27 protein-coding genes and 1 other annotated feature are annotated in these 23,273 nt (G+C 56.4%); of the genes, 16 read left to right on the forward strand and 11 right to left on the reverse strand.

Annotated elements, in window-relative coordinates:
* Positions 1-38 precede the first annotated feature (38 nt).
* The 3 genes from FHN83_RS21110 to pfkB form a co-directional block, all read right to left on the reverse strand.
* Positions 39-899, reverse strand: coding sequence for a fructosamine kinase family protein (locus FHN83_RS21110; protein ID WP_139564830.1), 861 nt, complete (start codon positions 897-899; stop codon positions 39-41).
* Between the two features lie 105 nt (positions 900-1,004).
* Entirely contained in the window at positions 1,005-1,295 is a 291-nt protein-coding gene (gene ghoS / locus FHN83_RS21115; protein WP_139564831.1) for a type V toxin-antitoxin system endoribonuclease antitoxin GhoS, read from the reverse strand.
* Between the two features lie 89 nt (positions 1,296-1,384).
* Positions 1,385-2,317 (reverse strand): 6-phosphofructokinase II, encoded by a 933-nt coding sequence (pfkB, locus tag FHN83_RS21120; RefSeq protein WP_039029071.1) that lies wholly within the window; start codon positions 2,315-2,317, stop codon positions 1,385-1,387.
* Between the two features lie 292 nt (positions 2,318-2,609).
* On the opposite strand from pfkB, the gene FHN83_RS21125 reads away from it, so the two are divergent.
* Positions 2,610-3,368 carry a DUF481 domain-containing protein gene (locus tag FHN83_RS21125; RefSeq protein WP_139564832.1) on the forward strand — a complete coding sequence of 253 codons (759 nt, stop codon included), beginning with the start codon at positions 2,610-2,612 and terminating at the stop codon, positions 3,366-3,368.
* A gap of 255 nt (positions 3,369-3,623) precedes the next feature.
* Positions 3,624-3,857: a hypothetical protein gene (locus FHN83_RS21130; RefSeq protein WP_072036628.1), complete on the forward strand. Its 234-nt coding sequence runs from the start codon at positions 3,624-3,626 to the stop codon at positions 3,855-3,857.
* A 189-nt stretch (positions 3,858-4,046) separates the two neighbouring features.
* On the opposite strand, the gene yniD is transcribed toward FHN83_RS21130, so the two are convergent.
* Both yniD and yncL read right to left on the reverse strand, forming a co-directional pair.
* Entirely contained in the window at positions 4,047-4,154 is a 108-nt protein-coding gene (yniD, locus tag FHN83_RS21135; RefSeq protein WP_138368780.1) for a small membrane protein YniD, read from the reverse strand.
* 100 nt (positions 4,155-4,254) lie between these two features.
* Entirely contained in the window at positions 4,255-4,347 is a 93-nt protein-coding gene (yncL, locus tag FHN83_RS21140; RefSeq protein ID WP_072036629.1) for a stress response membrane protein YncL, read from the reverse strand.
* A 328-nt stretch (positions 4,348-4,675) separates the two neighbouring features.
* Between yncL and thrS the strand changes: the two genes are divergently transcribed.
* The 14 genes from thrS (at position 4,676) to selO (ending at position 17,290) form a co-directional block, all read left to right on the forward strand.
* Positions 4,676-6,604, forward strand: a complete 1,929-nt coding sequence (thrS, locus tag FHN83_RS21145) for a threonine--tRNA ligase (protein ID WP_139564833.1) — start codon at positions 4,676-4,678, stop codon at positions 6,602-6,604.
* 3 nt (positions 6,605-6,607) lie between these two features.
* On the forward strand, positions 6,608-7,150 hold the full coding sequence (infC, locus tag FHN83_RS21150; RefSeq protein WP_023616141.1) for a translation initiation factor IF-3: 543 nt from the start codon (positions 6,608-6,610) through the stop codon (positions 7,148-7,150).
* Positions 7,151-7,247: 97 nt separating this feature from the next.
* Positions 7,248-7,445 carry a 50S ribosomal protein L35 gene (gene rpmI / locus FHN83_RS21155; protein ID WP_003030583.1) on the forward strand — a complete coding sequence of 66 codons (198 nt, stop codon included), beginning with the start codon at positions 7,248-7,250 and terminating at the stop codon, positions 7,443-7,445.
* A 51-nt stretch (positions 7,446-7,496) separates the two neighbouring features.
* Positions 7,497-7,853: a 50S ribosomal protein L20 gene (gene rplT, locus FHN83_RS21160; protein ID WP_000124850.1), complete on the forward strand. Its 357-nt coding sequence runs from the start codon at positions 7,497-7,499 to the stop codon at positions 7,851-7,853.
* A 117-nt stretch (positions 7,854-7,970) separates the two neighbouring features.
* Positions 7,971-8,094 (forward strand) — a sequence feature (Phe leader region).
* Positions 7,976-8,020 carry a pheST operon leader peptide PheM gene (pheM, locus tag FHN83_RS21165; protein WP_001386830.1) on the forward strand — a complete coding sequence of 15 codons (45 nt, stop codon included), beginning with the start codon at positions 7,976-7,978 and terminating at the stop codon, positions 8,018-8,020. Its footprint overlaps the feature before it by 45 nt.
* Positions 8,095-8,134: 40 nt before the next feature.
* Positions 8,135-9,118 carry a phenylalanine--tRNA ligase subunit alpha gene (gene pheS, locus FHN83_RS21170; RefSeq protein ID WP_039029074.1) on the forward strand — a complete coding sequence of 328 codons (984 nt, stop codon included), beginning with the start codon at positions 8,135-8,137 and terminating at the stop codon, positions 9,116-9,118.
* A 15-nt stretch (positions 9,119-9,133) separates the two neighbouring features.
* Complete coding sequence (pheT, locus tag FHN83_RS21175; RefSeq protein ID WP_139564834.1) at positions 9,134-11,521, forward strand: phenylalanine--tRNA ligase subunit beta; 2,388 nt, start codon at positions 9,134-9,136, stop codon at positions 11,519-11,521.
* A gap of 4 nt (positions 11,522-11,525) precedes the next feature.
* On the forward strand, positions 11,526-11,825 hold the full coding sequence (gene ihfA / locus FHN83_RS21180; protein WP_006820203.1) for an integration host factor subunit alpha: 300 nt from the start codon (positions 11,526-11,528) through the stop codon (positions 11,823-11,825).
* Between the two features lie 101 nt (positions 11,826-11,926).
* On the forward strand, positions 11,927-12,907 hold the full coding sequence (gene btuC, locus FHN83_RS21185) for a vitamin B12 ABC transporter permease BtuC (RefSeq protein WP_139564835.1): 981 nt from the start codon (positions 11,927-11,929) through the stop codon (positions 12,905-12,907).
* Positions 12,908-12,942: 35 nt separating this feature from the next.
* Positions 12,943-13,494 (forward strand): glutathione peroxidase, encoded by a 552-nt coding sequence (locus FHN83_RS21190; RefSeq protein WP_138368784.1) that lies wholly within the window; start codon positions 12,943-12,945, stop codon positions 13,492-13,494.
* Entirely contained in the window at positions 13,494-14,249 is a 756-nt protein-coding gene (btuD, locus tag FHN83_RS21195; RefSeq protein ID WP_139564836.1) for a vitamin B12 ABC transporter ATP-binding protein BtuD, read from the forward strand. Before FHN83_RS21190 ends, btuD begins: the two co-directional genes overlap by 1 nt.
* Before the next feature lie 72 nt (positions 14,250-14,321).
* Positions 14,322-14,786 carry an NlpC/P60 family protein gene (locus FHN83_RS21200; protein WP_039029079.1) on the forward strand — a complete coding sequence of 155 codons (465 nt, stop codon included), beginning with the start codon at positions 14,322-14,324 and terminating at the stop codon, positions 14,784-14,786.
* 286 nt (positions 14,787-15,072) lie between these two features.
* Positions 15,073-15,786 carry an EAL domain-containing protein gene (locus FHN83_RS21205; RefSeq protein ID WP_039029080.1) on the forward strand — a complete coding sequence of 238 codons (714 nt, stop codon included), beginning with the start codon at positions 15,073-15,075 and terminating at the stop codon, positions 15,784-15,786.
* Positions 15,787-15,847: 61 nt separating this feature from the next.
* Positions 15,848-17,290 (forward strand): protein adenylyltransferase SelO, encoded by a 1,443-nt coding sequence (gene selO, locus FHN83_RS21210; protein ID WP_039029081.1) that lies wholly within the window; start codon positions 15,848-15,850, stop codon positions 17,288-17,290.
* Here the strand turns inward: selO and FHN83_RS21215 are convergent.
* The 6 genes from FHN83_RS21215 to hemP all read right to left on the reverse strand — a co-directional run bounded on the left by FHN83_RS21215 (position 17,287) and on the right by hemP (position 23,233).
* Positions 17,287-18,066 carry a heme ABC transporter ATP-binding protein gene (locus tag FHN83_RS21215; protein WP_139564837.1) on the reverse strand — a complete coding sequence of 260 codons (780 nt, stop codon included), beginning with the start codon at positions 18,064-18,066 and terminating at the stop codon, positions 17,287-17,289. The genes selO and FHN83_RS21215 overlap by 4 nt on opposite strands.
* Complete coding sequence (locus FHN83_RS21220) at positions 18,059-19,051, reverse strand: FecCD family ABC transporter permease (protein ID WP_139564838.1); 993 nt, start codon at positions 19,049-19,051, stop codon at positions 18,059-18,061. The genes FHN83_RS21215 and FHN83_RS21220 overlap by 8 nt, the downstream gene beginning before the upstream one ends.
* Positions 19,051-19,872 (reverse strand): heme/hemin ABC transporter substrate-binding protein, encoded by an 822-nt coding sequence (locus tag FHN83_RS21225; RefSeq protein ID WP_139564839.1) that lies wholly within the window; start codon positions 19,870-19,872, stop codon positions 19,051-19,053. Before FHN83_RS21225 ends, FHN83_RS21220 begins: the two co-directional genes overlap by 1 nt.
* Complete coding sequence (locus FHN83_RS21230) at positions 19,869-20,897, reverse strand: hemin-degrading factor (RefSeq protein WP_139564840.1); 1,029 nt, start codon at positions 20,895-20,897, stop codon at positions 19,869-19,871. The genes FHN83_RS21225 and FHN83_RS21230 overlap by 4 nt, the downstream gene beginning before the upstream one ends.
* 44 nt (positions 20,898-20,941) lie before the next feature.
* Complete coding sequence (locus FHN83_RS21235) at positions 20,942-22,927, reverse strand: TonB-dependent hemoglobin/transferrin/lactoferrin family receptor (protein ID WP_139564841.1); 1,986 nt, start codon at positions 22,925-22,927, stop codon at positions 20,942-20,944.
* A gap of 69 nt (positions 22,928-22,996) precedes the next feature.
* Positions 22,997-23,233: a hemin uptake protein HemP gene (gene hemP / locus FHN83_RS21240; RefSeq protein WP_039029087.1), complete on the reverse strand. Its 237-nt coding sequence runs from the start codon at positions 23,231-23,233 to the stop codon at positions 22,997-22,999.
* Positions 23,234-23,273 lie beyond the last annotated feature (40 nt).

The raw sequence follows: 23,273 nt of genomic DNA on the forward strand, positions 1-23,273 counted from the left end.
CGTTTGCTGCCGGGTCAGGACGCCCGGCAGCCTGCGCGCTATGCCGCCAGCACTCTCTCCAGCGCTCTCTGCGCCTTCACCAGATGCTCGCCGCCAAACAGAATGGCTCGGTTCATCAGTGTATAGAGCTGATAAACCGGCTGTCTTTCCAGGAAATCAGCCGGGAGCGGGGATATCGACTGATAGCCGTCGTAAATCTGCGGCGGCTGCTCAGGATGGAGCGGCAGCATGGCGAGGTCGCACTCTCTGTCTCCCCAGTAGCAGGCCGGGTCGAAGATATAGGGACCCTGAGGACCCAGCGCGCAGTTGTCTGACCATAAATCGCCGTGCAGCAGGGAAGGCTGCGGCTGGTGCGAGGCCAGACGCTGCTGAATATGATCGACAATGGCGTCGATATTGCCGAACTCCAGCCCTTTTTCCGCCGCCAGCTCCAGCTGCCAACCAATACGCTGCTCGGCAAAGAAGGTCGACCAGCGTCGTTGCCAGGCGTTGGGCTGCGGGGTGGTGGAGAGATCGTTGTCAAAATCGAGGCCAAACTGCGGCTGATCGCTCCACTGGTGCAGGCGGGCGATCTGCTGCCCCAGAATAAAGGCGTTATGGGCATCCAGCGGGCGGGGCGGGAGATAGTCCATCACCAGAAAGCTGTAGTCGCGATCGCTGCCGACGGCCCGGACCTGGGGAACATGTACGGTTTTGCTGCGGGAGAGCAGTTCCAACTGGTCAGCTTCTGCCGTGAAGATAGGTAACAGCTCGCGTTCGTCACACTTTACGAAAAGTTCACGACCCGCATAGCGCAGATGCCACGCGGCGTGGATCTCACCCCCTGGCAGCTCGTTACGCAGTTCAATTTCACCTTCGCCCAGTTGTTCACTTAAAAGATGACTGATAGCCTGCCACATGATCGCTCTCCCATGTTGTCTGCCAGATCATAAAGTTAGCGTGAAACTATGGTTAAAAAATACGAGCTAACGCACAGTTGGGCCGTTTGGCTGGCCCGGGGGCACTTATTGTTGCTCTTTTTGCCAGGTTTCCCAGCGCGTCACCTCAACCTGCGGCTCTTTTCCGGTTGCGCTCTCCACGAGCCCTGATGCCAGCGCTTTTACCTCATCTTCACTCAGCGGACTGACCAGGCCATAGGTATGGCTGCCCAGCTCGTGCAGATTGCCCTCATCGTCGGTCATGGTCATTAAAAAACCGCCGCGAGTAAGGTTGTTGTTGATTTCATTGAGTTCTGTCAGCGTGTCTTCATGAACTTTGATGGTTACCACATAGCGCGCGATGTCTCCGCTGCTCATAATTCACCTCGTTGTTATCCCGAAAGTTTTTTTAGCATAGTTGATTCATACCATTTGTCGCCCTCACCGGGTAACCGGGAGGGCAGTCATTACACACTGGCCAGATAGGTGAATATCTTCTGCGTGTCCTCCAGCGAGCACAGGCGGGTGCCATGATTGATGGTCGCCGCGCTGCCTGCCGCCACGCCGTACTGGGTCATCTCCCGTAATGAGGCCCCCTGCGCCAGCTTCAGGGTCATTGCGCCCACCATGCTGTCGCCCGCGCCGACGGTGCTCTGGCTTTTCATTGGCGGGGGCACAACCTGCACCGAGCCGGTCTCATCAACGGCCAGCGCGCCCTGAGGACCCAGGGAGACCACCACCCGCCGCGCTTTACCGCTTTTCACCAGCTCCTCGGCGGCCTTACGCACGTCATCAGGCTGGCTAAGATCGCGATTGACCAGCGCACTCAGCTCTTTCTGGTTGGGTTTGACCAGCTCGATGTTGCCGAGCGTCAGCGCGGCGCTGAGCGCCTCGCCGGAGCTGTCGACAATGCAACGAATGCCGTTTTGCTGGGCGGCGCGGATCAGCTGCGTCAGTTTTTCGGTTTTCACCCCGGGCGGCAGACTGCCGCTGATAACCAGCAAAGCGCCGCTCTCGATAGCCAGCACTTTCTCTTCGAGCTGGCGGAACTCATCATCACTCAGCGTCGCGCCTGGCATGACAAAGCGGTACTGCTCGTGGGTGGATTCAACGTGGACGTGCAGGTTTTGCCGGGTCCAGTCCTGGGCCTCGACCGTATCGACGGCGACCTGCTCGTCAGCAAGAAGCGAGACCAGATGTTCCCCCGTCGCGCCGCCTGCGGGAAAGATGGCGGTGGCTTTGCCGCCAAGGTGGGTAATAGCGCGGGCGACGTTAATGCCGCCGCCGCCGGGCTCAAAAACCGGCACGCTGCAGCGGAGTTTACCCTCAGGATAGAGTTGTGCCGTCAGGGTTGCGCTGTCCAGAGAAGGGGAGAGCGTCAACGTAAAGATACGATCCATGCTTATCTCCTGTCAGTGAGGTTCGCATTAAGCCTGGCACCGAACCCACAGAAGCGAAAGTATTAACAATATGATTTTCAATATAAATACCTTTACGTACCCTGACTTTTATTTATAAATATCGGGCTGGTTTAAGATCGTTCTTATTCCAAAAATGAAACAAGAAATCATTGCTATGTTATTTGAGCCTTTTTATAATTTGTAACCTTTCTAAGGATCCCATGGCATTGATCCGCAAGAAAGTTTCCGGGACCGTAATGGTCTCTTTTTTTGTTGTACGGACTCTTTATAAATGAAGCTCTTAAAGACAGTACCCGCCGCGATGATGTTGGCGGGAGGCCTGCTTGCGTCACTGAATGCGGCAGCCGATGATTCCGTTTTTACTGTCATGGACGATCCCTCCACTGCACAGAAACCCTTCGAAGGCACCCTTAACGCAGGTTATCTGGCGCAATCGGGCAATACGAAAAGCTCTTCCCTGACTGCCGACACCACCCTGACATGGTACGGCAACACCACAGCCTGGTCGCTGTGGGGTAACGCCAGCAACACCTCCTCTAACGATGAGCGCTCTTCCGAGAAATATGCGGTGGGCGGACGTAGCCGTTACAACATGACTGACTATGACTATCTGTTTGGTCAGGCGAGCTGGTTAACCGATCGCTACAACGGCTACCGCGAGCGTGATGTGGCAACCGCCGGTTACGGTCGCCAGTTCATGAATGGTCCGGTACACAGCTTCCGCTTTGAATTTGGTCCGGGTGTTCGCTATGACGAATACACCGACGGTGATACGGAAACCCAGCCGCTGGGTTACGCATCCGGAACCTACGCCTGGCAGATGACCGATAACGCGAAGTTCAGCCAGGGCGTCTCCGTCTTTGGCGCTGACGATACCACCGTCAACTCCGAGACCGCCCTCAACGTGGCGATCAACGCGCATTTCGGGCTGAAAGTTGCATATAACGTGACCTGGAACTCCGAGCCGCCAGCGTCTGCACCGGAACACACCGATCGCAGAACCGTCGTCTCTCTGGGCTACAAAATGTAATTACCGCGGGCCAATAATATATTGGCCCGTTTTTAATTTTTGTGCTGATAAATAATAAACACTGTTTTAAAATATAGCGGTAGCCGATATCTCCATATTCTCTCCATAATCCCTCGTTTTGTTAACCATTCAGTTTATTTGACACGAATTGATAAATATTTTGACTATGCAAAAGTGTGATCCAGATCTAAACTGTGAATACAGGCTAGATATTGCCTAAGTTGGTCTGTATTAATTCAGTAAGAGAAAAATATTATGAATAAAATCACAACTGCATCTGCAGCATTAGTACTTTCTGCATTGTCATTCGGCGTCTTTGCCGCTGACTCTGTATATAACTCTGCCAGTGACACCTCTACACAAATTGGCATTACCAAAGCCTCTGATGTAGAAGCCGGTTCGAACATCGCCCCGGGCTCACAATCGACCGGGCAATCCATGGATGACGCGTTCGACGTGCATAAACTGGTTGCCGGTGAATGGTCCTGATTGATTTGTCAGATGTGATAAATGCATTTTCGGCCACTTATTGCCGCTAAAAAAAAACCGGATCCAGATGTACCGGTTTTTTTATTTCTGTAATTTGTGTAAAGATAAATAAAACGTAAGTTTATATTTGTGCTGGTTGTGCAAACCAGTCGATAAATATCCTGATCTGCAGGGGCAGGGAAGATGAGATTAACCCCAAAGCATCGCCGCCCAGCGTAATAACAGCATAGCGGCACATATGGCGATTAAGACAATCACCATCTTCCAGTGTTTTTTTGAAAAGCGTTTCGTCGGCATCACGTCATCCTTGTTCTTTGGTGAAAGCAGTTTACCAAAGAGCAATGATAATTGCGCATCGCCGGAATGCTACAGCTTCAGGTGCTTGCAACAACGCGCTTCAGAACCAGTGAAACTTATCTGCCAGAATCACGAGTAGTGCGGTGGCAGAAAGAATGTTAAGGATAACGACTGTTCTGCTTGATACGTTCATAATTCGCCCCAATAAAGTGTTGAAGGACCTGTTCAAGAATAGCTCAGCAACCCGGTATTGCGAGAAACTGTCTGAAATTCCACATCAAAGTCATGCAAAAGTATTAACGCATGCATTCTGCCTGTGGAGGGTGTTTTCACCCTTTTGTTAGTGTTACCATCTACAGGCTGATCGTAAATTGTCATTTATCTGATTTCGATCCTGTGCATGGTTGCGAGCCAATTTGACGATTGTTGGTCAGATGGTTTTGCAATTCACTGTAAATTAAAGATTATTTTCTTTGCATATGCTCTTATGTGTGGGGCATCACTGCAAATAAGGACATAAAATGCCTGTTATTACTCTTCCTGATGGCAGCCAACGCCATTTTGACCGTGCCGTCAGCCCAATGGATGTTGCGCTGGATATCGGCCCGGGTCTGGCGAAAGCCACTATTGCTGGCCGCGTAAACGGTGAGCTGGTTGATGCTTCCGATTTAATTGAAAACGATGCGAAGCTGTCGATCATCACCGCGAAAGACGAAGAAGGTCTGGAGATCATTCGTCACTCCTGCGCACACCTGCTCGGTCATGCGATCAAACAGCTGTGGCCTAACACCAAAATGGCTATCGGCCCGGTTATCGACAACGGTTTCTACTACGACGTTGACCTTGACCACACGCTGACCCAGGAAGATATCGAAGCCCTCGAAAAGCGTATGCACGAGCTGGCTGAGAGCAACTATGACGTCATCAAGAAGAAAGTGAGCTGGCACGAAGCGCGTGAAACCTTCGTGAAGCGTGGCGAAAGCTACAAGGTCACTATTCTTGATGAAAACATTGCTCATGATGACAAGCCTGGCTTGTATCACCATGAAGAATACGTCGACATGTGCCGTGGACCGCACGTGCCGAATATGCGCTTCTGCCATCACTTCAAGCTGATGAAAACCGCAGGCGCTTACTGGCGTGGCGACAGCAACAACAAGATGCTGCAGCGTATTTACGGTACTGCCTGGGCCGACAAAAAAGCCCTGAGCGCGTACCTGCAGCGTCTGGAAGAAGCGGCGAAGCGTGACCACCGTAAAATCGGTAAACAGCTCGACCTGTATCACATGCAGGAAGAAGCGCCGGGTATGGTGTTCTGGCATAACGACGGCTGGACAATCTTCCGTGAACTGGAAACCTTCGTGCGTTCCAAGCTGAAAGCGTACCAGTATCAGGAAGTGAAAGGCCCGTTCATGATGGACCGTGTGCTGTGGGAAAAAACCGGCCACTGGGACAACTACAAAGATGCGATGTTCACCACCTCTTCCGAGAACCGTGAATACTGCATCAAGCCGATGAACTGCCCGGGTCACGTTCAGATCTTCAACCAGGGTCTGAAATCCTACCGCGACCTGCCGCTGCGTATGGCGGAGTTCGGTAGCTGCCACCGTAACGAGCCGTCAGGCGCGCTGCATGGCCTGATGCGTGTTCGTGGCTTTACGCAGGATGACGCGCACATTTTCTGTACTGAAGATCAGGTGCGTGATGAAGTTAACGCCTGTATTCGTATGGTCTACGATATGTACAGCACCTTTGGCTTCGAGAAGATCGTGGTCAAACTCTCAACTCGTCCTGAAAAACGTATCGGCAGCGACGAGACCTGGGATCGTGCTGAGGCGGACCTGGCCGTCGCCCTGGAAGAGAACGGTATCCCGTTTGAATACCAGTTGGGCGAAGGTGCATTCTACGGTCCGAAAATTGAATTTACCCTGTATGACTGCCTCGATCGTGCATGGCAGTGCGGAACGGTACAGCTGGACTTCTCCCTGCCGAAGCGTTTAAGCGCCTCTTACGTTGGCGAAGACAACGAGCGTCAGGTTCCGGTAATGATTCACCGTGCGATTCTCGGTTCACTGGAGCGCTTCATCGGCATCCTGACCGAAGAGTTCGCTGGATTCTTCCCAACCTGGCTTGCGCCGGTGCAGGTAGTGGTGATGAACATTACCGATTCTCAGTCTGAATACGTTAAAGAATTGACGCAGAAACTACAAAATGCGGGCATTCGCGTAAAAGCGGACTTGAGAAATGAGAAGATTGGCTTTAAAATCCGCGAGCACACTTTACGTCGTGTCCCATATATGCTGGTCTGTGGTGATAAAGAGGTGGAAGCAGGCAAAGTTGCCGTTCGCACCCGCCGTGGTAAAGACCTGGGCAGCCTGGACGTAAATGAAGTGATTGAGAAGCTGCAACAAGAGATTCGCAGCCGCAGTCTTCAACAACTGGAGGAATAAGGTATTAAAGGCGGAAAACGAGTTCAAACGGCACGTCCGAATCGTATCAATGGCGAGATTCGCGCCCAGGAAGTTCGCTTAACAGGTCTGGAAGGCGAGCAGCTGGGGATTGTGAGTCTGAGAGAAGCAATCGAAAAGGCTGAAGAAGCTGGAGTAGATTTAGTTGAAATCAGCCCTAACGCCGAACCGCCAGTTTGTCGTATCATGGACTACGGCAAGTTCCTTTATGAAAAGAGTAAGTCTTCTAAGGAACAGAAGAAGAAGCAAAAAGTTATCCAGGTTAAGGAAATTAAATTCCGTCCTGGTACCGACGATGGCGATTATCAGGTAAAACTCCGCAGCCTGATTCGCTTTCTGGAAGATGGCGATAAGGCCAAGATCACACTGCGTTTCCGCGGTCGTGAGATGGCCCACCAACAGATCGGTATGGAAGTGCTTAACCGCGTCCGTGACGATCTGAGTGAACTGGCAGTAGTCGAATCCTTCCCTACGAAGATCGAAGGCCGCCAGATGATCATGGTGCTCGCTCCTAAGAAGAAACAGTAAGGCCTTCAAGTAGCAATTCCTGTGGAGCCTACAGGCTTCGCAGGTTTTGTTCGCCTACGTTTCGTTTATTTAACAATGCGAAGTGGAAGTTATTAAGATGCCTAAAATTAAGACCGTACGCGGTGCTGCTAAGCGCTTCAAAAAAACCGGTGGTGGTGGATTTAAGCGTAAGCACGCAAACCTGCGTCATATTCTGACCAAAAAATCTACTAAACGTAAACGTCACCTGCGTCCAAAAGGCCTCGTGTCTAAAGGCGATCTGGGTCTGGTTATCGCGTGCCTGCCGTACGCATAAGCCGTTAACGTTTAATTTTTTTACTAAGAATATAGATACAGGAGAGCTCACATGGCTCGCGTAAAACGTGGTGTAATTGCTCGTGCACGTCACAAAAAAATTCTGAAACAAGCTAAAGGCTACTACGGTGCGCGTTCTCGCGTATACCGCGTTGCCTTCCAGGCTGTTATCAAAGCTGGTCAGTACGCTTACCGTGACCGTCGTCAACGTAAACGTCAGTTCCGTCAGCTGTGGATTGCACGTATCAATGCGGCAGCACGTCAGAACGGTATTTCTTACAGCAAATTCATCAACGGCCTGAAAAAAGCCTCTGTTGAAATCGACCGTAAGATCCTGGCTGACATCGCAGTATTCGACAAAGTAGCGTTCACCGCTCTGGTCGAAAAAGCGAAAGCAGCACTGGCATAAGCCAGTTGGAAGAGGGAGCTTTGCTCCCTCTTTTCGTTTCAACAGCATCAAAACATTGACAATTTTCTGGCGACCCTTTTCAATAAGGCGACAGGTTCCGTATCACACAAGGTAACGCAAGCATGAATGCTGCTATTTTCCGCTTCTTCTTTTACTTTAGCACCTGACATCAGGAGGCTAGCGCGTGAAAGACGAAACGGAAAACAGCGCCAGAAAGCCTCCTGATGGAGGCTTTTTTCGTATCTGCCGCTTGTAAATATCGCTACATAACGAGGAAAACCATGTCACATCTCGCAGAGCTGGTTGCCAGTGCAACGGCCGCCATTAACCAGGCCTCAGATGTTGCCGCGTTAGACAACGTCCGCGTCGAATATCTGGGCAAGAAAGGGCACCTGACCCTTCAAATGACTACCCTGCGTGAATTGCCGCCAGAAGAGCGCCCGGCTGCAGGTGCGGTAATTAACGAAGCCAAAGAGCAGGTTCAGCAGGTGCTGAACGAGCGTAAAAACGCGCTGGAAAGCGCCGCGCTGAATGCGCGTCTGGCTGCAGAAACCATCGACGTCTCCCTGCCGGGTCGTCGCATTGAAAACGGTGGCCTGCACCCGGTTACGCGCACTATCGACCGCATTGAAAGTTTCTTCGGTGAGCTCGGCTTTACCGTGGCGACCGGCCCGGAAATCGAAGACGATTACCATAACTTCGATGCCCTGAATATCCCAGGCCACCACCCGGCGCGTGCTGACCACGACACTTTCTGGTTCGATGCTACCCGTCTGCTGCGTACCCAGACCTCTGGCGTGCAGATCCGTACCATGAAAGAGAAGCAGCCGCCAATCCGCATTATTGCCCCGGGCCGCGTCTATCGTAACGACTACGATCAGACCCACACCCCAATGTTCCATCAGATGGAAGGGCTGATCGTTGATAAAAACATCAGCTTTACCAACCTGAAAGGTACCCTGCACGACTTCCTGAGCAACTTCTTTGAAGAAGATCTGCAGATTCGTTTCCGTCCGTCCTACTTCCCGTTCACAGAACCTTCTGCCGAAGTTGACGTGATGGGTAAAAACGGCAAGTGGCTGGAAGTGTTGGGCTGCGGCATGGTGCACCCGAACGTCCTGCGTAACGTTGGCATTGATCCGGAAGTGTACTCCGGCTTTGCATTCGGTATGGGCATGGAGCGTCTGACCATGCTGCGTTACGGCGTAACCGACTTACGCGCTTTCTTCGAAAACGATCTGCGTTTCCTCAAACAGTTTAAATAAGGGCAGGACAGAACAATGAAATTCAGTGAACTGTGGTTACGCGAATGGGTGAACACCGCGCTCGACAGCGAGGCGCTCTCTAACCAGATCACCATGGCAGGCCTGGAAGTGGACGGCGTTGAGCCGGTTGCGGGCGCGTTTAATGGCGTTGTTATCGGCGAAGTCGTGGAGTGCGGCCAGCACCCGAACGCCGACAAACTGCGTGTGACGAAAGTGAACGTGGGCGGCGAACGCCTGCTGGATATCGTCTGCGGCGCTGCAAACTGCCGTCAGGGCCTGAAAGTGGCCGTGGCGACCGTGGGCGCGGTGCTGCCAGGCGATTTCAAAATCAAAGCGGCGAAACTGCGCGGCGAGCCGTCTGAAGGCATGCTGTGCTCTTTCTCTGAGCTGGGTATTTCCGACGACCACTCCGGCATCATTGAGCTACCAGCGGATGCGCCAATTGGCACCGATCTGCGTGAATACCTGAATCTCGATGACAACACCATCGAAATCAGCGTGACCCCGAACCGTGCTGACTGCTTAGGCATTATCGGCGTGGCCCGCGACGTGGCGGTCCTGAATCAGACCGAACTGAACGCGCCAGAGATTGCCCCGGTTGCCGCCACCATCAACGACACGCTGCCGATTCAGGTTGATGCGCCAGACGCCTGTCCGCGCTACCTCGGCCGTGTGGTCAAAGGCATCAACGTTAAGGCGCCCACTCCGCTGTGGATGAAAGAGAAGCTGCGCCGCTGCGGCATCCGCTCTATCGATGCGGTGGTTGACGTGACTAACTACGTCCTGCTGGAGCTGGGTCAGCCGATGCACGCGTTCGATAAAGATCGTATCGAAGGCGGCATTGTGGTGCGTATGGCGAAAGAGGGCGAAACCCTGGTTCTGCTCGACGGTAGCGAAGCCAAACTTGGTGCCGATACCCTGGTTATTGCCGATCACGGCCAGGCGCTGGCCATGGGCGGTATCTTCGGTGGCGACCACTCTGGCGTGAATGATGAAACCCAGAACGTGCTGCTGGAGTGCGCCTTCTTCAGCCCGCTGTCCATTACCGGTCGCGCGCGCCGTCACGGCCTGCATACCGATGCCTCTCACCGCTATGAGCGCGGCGTGGATCCAGCCCTGCAGTACAAAGCGATGGAGCGCGCTACCCGCCTGCTGATCGACATCTGCGGCGGCGAAGCCGGTCCGGTTATCGATGTGACCAGCGAGGCGCATCTGCCGAAGCCTGCGACCATCACCCTGCGCCGCAGCAAACTGGACCGCTTGATTGGTCATCACATTGCCGATGCGCAGGTGAGCGACATTCTGCGCCGTCTGGGCTGCGACGTGACCGAAGGTCAGGATGAGTGGACCGCTGTCGCGCCGAGCTGGCGTTTCGACATTTCGATCGAAGAAGATCTGGTGGAAGAAGTGGCCCGCGTATACGGCTACAACAACATTCCTGATGAGCCGGTACAGGCAGGCCTGGTGATGGGTTCCCATCGCGAAGCCGACCTCTCCCTGAAGCGTGTGAAAACCATGCTGAACGACAAAGGCTACCAGGAAGTGATCACCTACAGCTTCGTTGACCCGAAGGTGCAGCAGCTGATCCATCCAGGCCAGGAAGCGCTGATCCTGCCAAGCCCTATCTCCAGCGAAATGTCCGCCATGCGGCTGTCGCTGCTGACCGGCCTGCTGGGCACCATCGTCTACAACCAGAACCGTCAGCAGAGCCGCGTGCGCATCTTCGAAACCGGTCTGCGCTTTGTTCCGGATACCCAGGCAAACCTCGGCATCCGTCAGGATCTGATGCTGGCGGGTGCAATCTGCGGCAACCGCTATGAAGAGCACTGGGATCTGAGCAAAAACAGCGTTGATTTCTACGATCTGAAAGGCGATCTGGAATCAGTCCTCGATCTGACCGGTAAATTGTCTGAAATTGAGTTCCGCGCAGAAGCCATTCCGGCCCTGCATCCGGGCCAGAGCGCCGCGATTTATCTGAAAGGTGAACGCGTTGGTTTCATTGGTGTTGTGCATCCGGAACTGGAGCGCAAGCTCGATCTCAATGGCCGCACGCTGGCGTTTGAACTGGAGTGGAACAAGGTCGCAGACCGCGTCATTCCTCAGGCTCAGGAGGTTTCTCGCTTCCCGGCAAACCGTCGTGATATCGCCGTCGTGGTGGCCGAAAATGTGCCTGCCGCAGATATTTTGGCCGAATGTAAGAAAGTTGGCGTAAATCAGGTAGTTGGCGTAAACTTATTTGACGTGTACCGCGGCAAGGGCGTAGCAGAGGGCTTTAAGAGCCTGGCTATCAGCCTGATCCTTCAGGATACCAGCCGTACACTCGAAGAAGAGGAGATTGCCGCTACCGTCGCCAAATGTGTAGAGGCATTAAAAGAGCGATTCCAGGCATCATTGAGGGATTGAACCTATGGCGCTTACAAAAGCTGAAATGTCCGAATATCTGTTTGATAAGCTTGGGCTTAGCAAACGGGATGCCAAAGAGCTGGTTGAGCTGTTTTTCGAAGAGATCCGTCGCGCTCTGGAAAATGGTGAGCAGGTAAAACTCTCCGGCTTTGGTAACTTTGATTTGCGCGACAAAAATCAACGTCCGGGTCGTAACCCGAAGACGGGTGAGGATATTCCCATTACAGCTCGCCGCGTGGTGACCTTCAGACCCGGACAGAAGTTAAAAAGCCGTGTCGAAAACGCTTCACCCAAAGCAGAGTGAGATGATCTAACCAAAAAGGCCGCATTCGCGGCCTTTTTTCTTTGCGCTGCTCTGAACCCACCGTAAAATCAATCACATCATTCACCCGCAAAATGATTCCAATGCCTGAATTTGCCCGTCTGCAGTACCGTTCCGACCTGCGTAAAGTGCTCTTCCTGCTGCTGGCGCTGGTTCTCGCGCTGGGGCTGAGCCTGTGCGCGGGCGATCAATGGATCGGGCCGCCGTCGTGGTTTAGCCCGCAGGGGGAGCTGTTTATCTGGCAGATCCGTCTGCCGCGGACCCTGGCCGTGGTGCTGGTTGGAGCGGCGCTGGCGCTGAGCGGCACCATCATGCAGGCGCTGTTTGATAACCCACTCGCCGAGCCGGGGTTGTTAGGCGTATCAAACGGGGCCGGCGTCGGGCTGATTGCCGCCGTCATGCTGGGCGGAGGCGTGCTGTCCGGATGGGAACTGAGCCTCTGCGCCATTGCCGGGGCGCTGATTGTTACCCTTATTCTGTTGCGCTTTGCCCGCCGTCATCTCTCGGTCAGTCGCCTGCTGCTCGCCGGGGTGGCGCTGGGAATTATCTGCAGCGCCCTGATGACCTGGGCGGTCTACTTTTCCACCTCCTTTGATCTGCGCCAGCTGATGTACTGGATGATGGGCGGCTTCGGCGGCGTGGACTGGGGGCAGGGCTGGCTGATGCTGCTGCTGGTACCGGTTATCGTCTGGGCCTGTTTTCAGGCCGCACCCCTGAATATCCTGGTGCTGGGGGAGATTTCGGCCCGCCAGCTCGGACTGCCGCTCACCTTCTGGCGCAACATCCTGGTGGTCGCTATCGGCTGGATGGTGGGCGTAAGCGTGGCGCTGGCCGGTGCCATCGGCTTTGTCGGCCTCGTTATCCCCCATATGCTGCGTTTGTGCGGCATAACCGATCACCGGCTGCTGCTGCCTGCTGCGGCCGTGACAGGCGGCGCGACGCTGCTTATCGCCGACATCATCGCGCGCATGGCGTTAACGGCGGCAGAGTTGCCGATCGGCGTTGTCACCGCTACGCTGGGTGCACCGGTATTTATCTGGCTATTATTAAAAGCTGGCCGCTAAGGCTGCCAGTCTGAACCACAACCTGAGGGAATGCTATGCCGAACGATATTCTGAACACCGAAGTGACGACCATCGATGGAGAAAAGACCACCCTGGAAGGCTATAAGGGCAAGGTTCTGCTGGTGGTGAACGTGGCATCGAAATGCGGTCTGACGCCGCAGTATGAGCAGCTCGAAAACATTCACAAAGCATGGGAAAAGGACGGTTTTACCGTGCTCGGTTTCCCGTGTAACCAGTTTCTCGGCCAGGAGCCAGGTAGCGAAGAGGAGATCAAAACCTTCTGCAGCACTACCTATGGCATCACCTTCCCGATGTTCAGCAAAGTCGAGGTCAACGGCGAAGCGCGTCATCCGCTGTATCAAAAGCTGATTGCCGCAGCCCCGGTGGCTGTTGCGCCTGAAAGCAGCGGTTTTTATGAGCGTCTGGCGAGCAAAGGCCGTGCGCCGCTCTATCCTGATGACATTTTATGGAATTTTGAAAAATTCTTGATCGGTCGCGATGGCGAAGTGGTTCAGCGTTTTGCGCCGGATATGACGCCTGAAGATCCGATCCTGATGGAAGCGATCAAGCTGGCGCTCGCGAAGTAATGTCGATCCTGATGCAGCTCAATGGGGTGTCGGAATCCGGTCGTCTGCAGCCGCTTTCCGCACAGGTTAATGCGGGGGAGATCCTGCACCTGGTCGGCCCGAATGGGGCAGGTAAGAGCACATTGCTTGCCCATATGGCCGGGCTGAGTAGCGGGCAGGGCGAAATCCTGTTGCAGGGGGAATCGCTATCCCGTTGGTCCTCCGCGTCGCTGGCGAGCCGCAGGGCGTATCTGGCGCAGCAGCAAACTGCGCCGTTCGCCATGCCGGTCTGGCACTATCTGACGCTGCATCAGCACAATAGTCAGCAAAAAGCGCTGTTAAGTGACGTCGCAGCCATGTTGGGTATTGAGGATAAACTGTCCCGGCACGTCAGCCAGCTCTCCGGCGGAGAGTGGCAGCGCGTGCGGCTGGCGGCGGTGATCCTGCAAATTCATCCCCAGGGCAATCCGCACGGTCAGTTGCTGTTGCTGGACGAGCCGATGAGCAGTCTCGATGTTGCCCAGCAGGTGGCGCTGGACAGAGCGTTAAGCGCTCTGTCGCAGCAGGGTATTGCGGTGGTGATGAGCAGTCATGACCTCAACCATACCCTGCGTCATGCGCATCGCGTCTGGCTGCTGAAGCGGGGCCAGCTGATTTCCAGCGGGGCGCGTGACAGCGTTCTGACGCCGCCCAATCTGGCTAAAGCTTATGATATGTCTTTCCGCCGTCTGGACATCGAAGGTCACAGAATGATCATTTCGACGTACCAGGAATAACCGCTTGTTGCACAGCGACATATTCACAGGCTAAATTACGGAAAATCCAAAAAATCAGAGGATTCGTCGGGAATGCGATTCTGTTTTCTATTGGTAGCCGCGCTATTTCTTGCAGGATGCAGCAGCCATCGCGCACCGCCGCCGAACGCGCGGCTGTCTGATTCTATCGCGGTGATTGCGGGTCTCAACGATCAACTGCACAACTGGGGCGGTACGCCTTACCGCTACGGTGGCATGACGCGCGGCGGTATTGATTGTTCGGGGTTTGTCTTGTTGACGTTTCGCGACCAGTTTGCGTTGCAGTTGCCGCGAGAAACGCGACAGCAGGCGACAATAGGCACCGAGATTGATAAAGAAGATCTGTTGCCTGGCGATCTGGTGTTCTTTAAAACCGGCTCTGGCGAAAGCGGCCTGCACGTCGGGATATACGATACCGATAATCAATTTATTCATGCCTCGACCAGTCGCGGCGTGATGCGCTCCTCTCTCAATAATGTTTACTGGCGCAAAAACTTCTGGCAAGCCCGACGCATTTAATCTCGTCGCGCCGGCCTGGCGCGACGCCGATCCTTTGTTTAAATGAGATTCGTTTCAGGACATTAATTCTGGATCTCCAGCAGGCGGAATTAATTTGAATCAATTCTGGCAGTTAGGGAAAACTGGCTATTAAGCTTTATCCAGGATAAGATTATTTTCAGGACTAAGGAAAATCCGAAAATTAAATGGAACGAATGAGATTATTCTTTATAAAATCCAAATGGTTGAATTACTTCAGCATATGTTTCAGGATGTCTTGTATCGTCTTTAAATCAGGACGGACGCCATGATTGTGATGCTGGATATTGCTTATCAAACAGAATTTTTATTAGTCCCCGCGCGCCATGATTCAGGGGCGCTTAAAGGTCTTGAAATAAACGTCAATTTTGTTGGTGTTAACAGCCCTGTGCGCATTCCTACTGAACTGGTGCGCCCGTTGTTAACGCCTGCGCAAGAGTTGATGCTTTTTCAGGAGCAACTTGCGCTGCTCGAAACCTGCAAACTCTTTTTTATTCAGCAACAGCTCCTGGCGTGGATAAATATCTCCCCGGTGATTGTTGAATATCTGCTAACAGAAGAAGAAGGTGTTTCAATATGTGAACGTCATCCGTGGCTGGAGTTCACCATTTATGAGAACTATCCGGATCTCAATAAAGGCAATTTGAATACCTCGCTAATGAATTTCGCACTGCGTTTTCCGCTGGTGTTAGGCAATTTTGGTGCCGGGGATGCCTCAACCAAAGCCATTTTTGACGGCATGTTTAAACGCGTGGCGCTGGATAAAAACTTCATTCAGCAACAGCTCACTCAAAATACCTTCGATCCTTTCTTACGGGCGATCTTTATCCAGATATCGCCGTACTGTCAGTCACTGATGGTAGCGGGCGTGGATGATGACGTTGCGCTGCGGCGGCTGTCGGTGTACGGCTTTAGCGCCATGCAGGGCAGCCTGTGGCCTGCCGTTCCCCTTGAGCGTATAACCTCCCTGGTGCAGGTATAACCCTTGTCTTACCCGGTGTTTAACCGCTGATAAACCCACTACACTAAAAGCAGGAGGACCTATGACCCTGTCTTTTACCGCGCACTGGCATGATGAATTACCCGGTTTTTATACGGCACTGAAACCCACTCCCCTGAATAATGCCCGCCTGATCTGGCATAACACGGCGCTGGCCGCCGAACTGGCGATCCCGGAATCGCTGTTCAGGCCGGAGCAGGGTGCCGGCGTTTTTGGCGGCGAAACGCTGCTGCCCGGCATGCAGCCGCTGGCGCAGGTGTACAGCGGACATCAGTTTGGCGTCTGGGCCGGTCAATTAGGTGACGGGCGAGGGATCCTGCTCGGCGAACAGCAGCTCGCCAACGGACAAACCATGGACTGGCACCTGAAGGGCGCCGGGCTCACGCCGTACTCACGTATGGGCGATGGTCGCGCCGTTCTGCGCTCTACCATCCGCGAAAGCCTGGCCTCGGAGGCGATGCACGCCCTGGGAATTCCCACCACCCGCGCGCTGTCGATTGTCACCAGCGACACCCCGGTGGCGCGTGAGACCATGGAGCAGGGCGCGATGCTGATCCGCGTAGCTCAGAGCCACGCCCGTTTCGGCCATTTCGAACACTTCTACTATCGCCGCGAGCCGGAGAAAGTGCGCCAGCTGGCGGACTTTGTCATTCGCCATCACTGGCCCCAGTGGCAGGACGAGGCCGATAAGTACATCCTCTGGTTCCGCGACGTGGTGGCACGTACCGCGTCGCTGATCGCCTGCTGGCAGACGGTGGGCTTTGCGCACGGCGTGATGAATACCGACAACATGTCGATCCTCGGCCTGACCATCGATTACGGTCCTTACGGTTTTCTCGACGACTACCAGCCGGGCTATATCTGCAACCACTCCGACTATCAGGGGCGTTACAGCTTTGATAACCAGCCTGCGGTGGGCCTGTGGAACCTGCAGCGTCTGGCGCAATCGCTCTCACCCTTTATCGACGTTGACGCGCTTAACGACGCGCTGGACAGCTATCAGGAAGTCTTGCTCCAGCAGTACGGCAAGCTGATGCGCCGCAAGCTGGGGCTGATGACTCAGGAGAAGGGCGATAACGAGCTGCTGAATAACCTGTTTGCGCTGATGGCCCGGGAAGGCAGCGACTATACCCGTACGTTGCGCATGCTGGGCCAGACCGAGCAGCACAGCGCCGCATCACCGCTGCGCGATGAGTTTATCGATCGTCAGGCGTTTGATGACTGGTTTGCGACCTACCGCGCGCGTCTGCAGCAGGAGAACGTGGCGGACGAGGTGCGTCAGGCGCAGATGAACGCAGTCAACCCGGCTATGGTATTACGTAACTGGCTGGCGCAGCGGGCGATCGAGCAGGCGGAGAAAGGCGATTACGCCGAGCTTCACCGCTTACACGAAGCCCTGCGGACGCCGTTTGCCGACCGCAGTGATGACTATGTCAGCCGTCCGCCGGACTGGGGCAAACGGCTGGAAGTAAGTTGTTCCAGTTAAGGTTTGAGAAAAACCTGGGGGCTGGCATTAAGCGGATGCTGCCCCACCTGCACCTGCGCGCCGTACCAGCGCGTCAGGTCGTCACCCTGTAACACCTCCTGTGGTGTCCCCTGCGATACAATTCTGCCGTCGTGCAGCAGCACCATCCGATCTGCCCATAAGGCCGCCAGATTGAGATCGTGCAGCACCACGCAGACGTACAGTGTTCCCTCCTGAACGAGAGCCTTTAGCAGACGCAGCAGATGCTGCTGGTGATAGAGATCCAGGGCCGAGGTGGGCTCATCGAGAAACAACCAGCCGCGCGGCGAGGCGGCATGCCAGAGCTGAGCCAGCGCCCGGGCGAGCTGCACCCGCTGCTGCTCTCCCCCCGAGAGGGCCGCATACTGGCGACCGGCAAGCGGCTGGCAGCCGGTAAGCTGCATCACCTCGCTGACGATCTGCAGCTCGGGATGTTGCGTCCACGGTGAGCGCCCCATGCCGATCACCGCCTCAACCGGCCAGTCAAAACCGAGCTGGGTTTGCTGGCGCATCACCGCCCGCATCCGGGATAAACTCTGTGTACTCCAGCCGTCCAGCGCTTTGCCGTTCAGCAGACAGCGCCCTGAATCCGGTTTGAGAAAACCGGTTAACAGGCGCAGCAGGGTGGATTTACCCGCGCCGTTAGGGCCGATCAGTGCCACCAGCTCTCCCGGCAAAAGGGACAGCGAAACATCGCGTACCACCGTCCGGCCTGCCACCCTGTAGGTCAAACCGTCGGCAACCAGGGATTCAGCCATGCTGGCCTCCACGACGAAAAATAAGCCACAGGAACCAGGGCGCGCCGAGAATGCTGGTCAGCAATCCCACCGGCATCTCCGCGGGGGCCACCAGCGTGCGTGCAGCGGTATCGGCGATCAGCAGCAAAAACGCCCCCGCCAGCACCGAGCCGGGGATCACCGCCCGGTGATCTGACCCCAGCCACATGCGGATCAGGTGCGGCACCACCAGGCCAATAAAGCCGATCACGCCGCTGACCGCCACCGCGGCGGCCACCAGCAGGGCGCTGCATAAAAGCAGGATGCGCTGGACGATCCGCACATCGACGCCCAGATAGTGCGCCTCTTCCTCGCCAAGCTGGAGCAGATTCAGGGCAGCCGCCAGACGCCAGATCATCAGCACCGTCGGGATCATCAGCGAGGTCACCGCCAGCAGGGTGGACCACTGGGCCTGGCCGAGGCTGCCCATTCCCCACAGGGAGAGCTGGCGCAGCTGGGCGTCGTTACTCACCCAGGAGAGCACGCCCACCGCCGCGCCGCACAGGGCGTTGATGGCGATGCCTACCAGCAGCAGGCGCGAGAGGGAATTCTCCCGCCGTTGGCTGAGCAGAAAAATGACGACCGTTGCCGCCAGCGCGCCGAGAAAGGCCGCCAGCATCGGGGCATAGAGCATCAGCAGGGCGGGCAGGGTGATGGGCAGCACCACCCAGAGCGCGACGGCGCAGGCGGCACCGCTGCTGATCCCAAGCAACCCGGGGTCGGCGAGGGGGTTACGAAACAGCCCCTGCATCACGCAGCCCGCCAGCGCCAGCGAGCCGCCAATCACCAGCGCCAGCAGCACGCGCGGCAGGCGAATGGTGAGCCAGATCTGGCGCAGCGCCTCGTCGCCTCCGCTCCAGAGCAGGTTCACCGGCAGGCGCAACGCGCCAAAACCGGTGGCCAGCAGCGTCATCAGGGCCAGCATCAGCGCCAGCCCCCACAGCGAGCAGAGAATATGGCGAGGCATCAGGGCAGTTGCTCAGCTTTGCTGCGCAGCTGGCCAATCGCCTGCGGGGTACGCACGCTGAACCCGAGCAGCGCCATATCGTCAATCTGTAACACCTGCTTATTACGCCCTGCAGGGGTTTGCGCCAGACCTGGCAGCTTCCACAGATTCTCTTCTCCGCCCATCGCTTTTACCCCGTCCTGCGAAATCACCACCAGATCGGGCTGGCTGGCGATCACCCCCTCCTGAGAGAGCGGCTGGTAACGGGAGAAGCCCTGCATGGCGTTTTGCAGACCCGCGGCGCGGATCGCCGCATCGGCGCCGGTATTCTGCCCGGCAGCCATGGCGGTCATCCCGCCGTGATTGAGAATGAACAGCACCCGCTTGTTAAGCGGGGAGGAGGGCATCGCGGCCAGCTCCTGATTCAGACGCTGGCGCAGGGCTTCCCCTTCGGAGACGCGGTGCGTCGCCTGCGCTATCACGCGCACTTTCTCGTCGATGACGCTGAGCGCATTGCTGCCCGGCACCGTCACCACCCTGATGTTGCTTTGCCCGACCTGTTTGAGCGCCAGGGAAGGCTGCGCCTGGGCGCTGGCTAACACCACCGTCGGGCGCATCGCCAGGATCCCCTCGGCATTGAGCTGGCGCAGGTAGCCCACGTCCGGCAGCGAGTTGGCCTGCTCCGGCCACTGGCTGGTGCTGTCGCGCGCAACCAGTGAATCCCCGGCCCCCAGAGCGTAGACAATCTCCGTGACGTCCCCGCCAAGGGCAACGATCTTCTCCTGCGGGGCGGCAAAGGCGGCCAGCGGCAGCGCGGCAATCAGGGCAAGCAGTTTTCTCATGCGGCCAGCCCTTTCACCGTCAGGGCGTCAATCTGGGCACGCCACTGGCGCTGCTCGGGCTCGCCTTCCGTACGCTGACCGTACAGCTGGGCGATCTGCGTTCCGTCGGCGGCAAACAGCTCAAGGCTGGTAACGTGGCCGTCGGCGGTCGGTTTACGCGTCACCCAGGTCTCGGCGATGGTCTCTTCCAGCAGATGCAGGGTGAAGGCCGGGTTAAAGATGTTCAGCCAGCCTTTCATCGGCACCACTTTCTCCACCTTGCCGGTGAAGATCTGCACGCAGCCGCGGTTGCCGACGAAGATCATTATCTCATTAGCGTCCTGACGGGCGGTGTCCAGCAGCTGCGCCAGGGCGCGGTTATCCACCTGACAGGCCAGATCGTCACCCACCAGGCGGAACGCCTGCTGACGGGTCAGGCCGTGGCGCTTAAGCAGGCCGAAGAACTGGTGTACGTCGGTCATGGCGCGCCACTCGCTGTCTACCGTTGCGGCATCGGCGTTTGCCACCTCTGCGCTCACCTCGGCAGCCTTCAGCGCCAGCGGCGGGTTATCGGCAAAGATAAAGCGGGTCAGCACGTCGCCCCAGGCGGAGATATCGGTGTTGTCGGTAGTGTAGACCTTCAGCAGCGCATCGCCCTGATGGTCAAAAAACTGGATGCTCTGACGTTCGCCGCGGGCAGTGGTTTCGCTGATATGGAACACGCTCGCCCACTGGTTGAGGAACAGGCGCAGATCCAGTGCGCGCGGGTTGAGCACCAGCCCGGCATGGCCGTTCAGGTGCTGGTTGGTAAAGGTGCCCACCTGCTCGTGAACCGCATAGTCGTTGCGGCAGATGCATTTGGTTTCACCCGTCGCTTCCAGCGCGCCGATGATCTCACGAATGTCGCCATGCAGACGCCAGGCATCGTGGCCCACCCGCGCATAGGTCAGTTCGGCTTCGCTGATGTTCATCAGCGCGGCGATATCACGCGCGTAATTCCCTGGGTTTTCTTCTTTTAATTCAAGCCAGCGTGTGTAGTGATTCATTGTCTCTTCCTTCCGGATAAATGCCCCGCAGCCGGGGCAGGGTATTACCACTGATAACTTACGAAAATCTTGCCGTTGCGCCCATCCTGCGGGATGCCCTGCGGCGACCAGTACTCTTTGTCGAAGGCGTTGCCCAGCACCAGAGTGGTGGTGACGCCTTTCAGCGCCTGCTGGCCCTGATAGCTGACATAGAAATCGTTCACCGCATAGCCCGGCTGGTGGCTGTAGCTGCTGCTCACGTGGGTGGAGCGATCGGCGAAGGTGCCAATCCAGCCCACGTTGAAGCCGCTCTGCGCCAGCGGAATGTCCAGCTTGCTGGAGACGGTATCCGGGCTGATGCTGGAGATGTACTCCCCGGTGTCGGTGTCTTTGCCCCGGGTGCGGTTATAGGCCACATCCAGGCTGAACAGGCTGGCGGAGTATTTCGCCATCATGTCCCAGCCCCAGATTTTGGCGTTCGGCACGTTGTACGACATGGTGGTCGCGGCGGCGAAATCGACGGTGGTGGAGATGTAATCTTTGGCGTTGGTATCAAAGTAGCTGGCTTTGAACTCCAGCGCATCGTTGGCGAGCATCAGATCGTCAAAGCGCAGGCCAAATCCGTACTCCTGGGTTTCGTTGGTTTCCGGGCGCAGATTCGGGTTCGGCACCCAGTAGTTGGTGTAGAACCGGCCAATGGAGAAGTGCTTCGCGTCGTTGTACATCTCGCCCATCGTCGGGGCACGGAAGGCCTGGGCATAAGAGCCGAACATCATCAGCCAGTCGGTCGGGGAGACGGTGATCCCGGCGCGTGATGACCACTTATCGGCGTCCACGTCCTCGTAGCCGTCGCTGCTGCCGCGGTAATTATCGTAGCGGGTGCCGCCCAGCAGGGTGACGGGCAGATCGCGCAGGGTGATCTCATCCTGCAGCCAGCCGGAGCTGAAGTCGATGCTCGCATCCGGGAAGCCGGTGGTGGCGCCAGAAGGCGACTGCTCCTGACGGTAATACTCGCCGCCGTAGGTCAGCAGGTGCGAGGCGAAAGAGTCGGCAAACAGGCGAGTGCGGTTTTCCACTTTGCCGCCTTTGGTGGTCTGCTCGCGGTACTCCCCGGTGCCGTCGATGTTCTGGGCATTAATTCGCGCTTCAGACCAGTAGATCCGGGCATCGGCGTTCAGCCAGTCGTTGCCTTCCGGGGCGATGTGATACCCCAGTTGCGCATCACGCTGGATGGTGGAGCGGTCGGTCATCGGGTTGCTGCTGTCGTCGGCCTCGATGGTCTGTGGGTTTTTGGGCTCCTGCGCCGCGTTGTTGTAATAGCGCAGCGAGCCGCTCAGGGACTGGGCCTGATCCATCTGCCAGCTGCCTTTTGCCAGCATATTGTTGATTGATTCGTCGTTCGGCGCGGTCTCGCCGCCGCCCTGGCGGATATCCCCGCGATCCCGGCTCGACCAGGCCACCAGACCATCGAGAGTATCGGTCCGGCCAAAGGCGCTGGCCCCCATGCCGAGGCTGTGATCGCCGGTAGCGGCGGTGCCAAACACGCGGAAGCCGCTGCTCTGGCCGGGCTGGAGCAGGTCTTTTGCATCGGCGGTGTCATAGGCGATCACCCCGCCCATCGCACCGCTGCCGTACAGCAGGGCGGACGGGCCGCGCACGATCTCAATGCGCTTGATCAGCGCCGGGTCAAGGAAGGTGCTGTTCAGGTGGCCGGTATCGGTGCCCTGACGGACGCCGTCCACCAGCACCAGCACGCCGCGACGATCGTAGCCGCGCAGATTGACGTCCTGGCCGTTGGTGCGCCCGGTGCCGTCAAGGGTCAGGCCCGGGACGTGGCGCAGCAGATCGGCGGCAGAGCTGGCGGTTTGATTTTCCGGGGCGGTGGCGTCAATGACGCTCACCATCATCGGCGCTTCAAAGGCGCTGCGGGCGTTACCGGTGGCGGTCACCGTCATGTCGTCGGTGGCGGCAAGGGCTATTCCCGGCAGGGCGGTGGTAATGGCCAGCGCCAGCAGCGACGGGCGTAAAGACGCGGTATTCAGGTATGGCATGAGCCACTCTCCATTTAAAAGTGAAAAGCGCTGGCTGCCTGGGGGAACCTGGGTGGCTGGCGAAGGTGCTTATTTTGTGAGGATTAATTTTCCGGCATGTGTCTGGCGCAACAGGTAGTGCTGGCCGTCATGCTCGATAATGACGCGTCCTTCCTCGCCCAACAGCTGTTTACTGTTAATGCGACGATCGTTCGCGTCCGGGGCAGGCTGTGTTTTGTCTTCAGGACGAGTGAGCGTTGCTGCGGTGTTATCCATACGTGACATAATGTTTTTCAAAATAGCAATCAATGTAACAATGATAATCATTATCAACAAATCATTTTTAACGGCAAGCGTTTTATGAAAA

The organism is Leclercia adecarboxylata (assembly GCF_006171285.1).
Lineage (GTDB): Bacteria > Pseudomonadota > Gammaproteobacteria > Enterobacterales > Enterobacteriaceae > Enterobacter > Enterobacter barmai.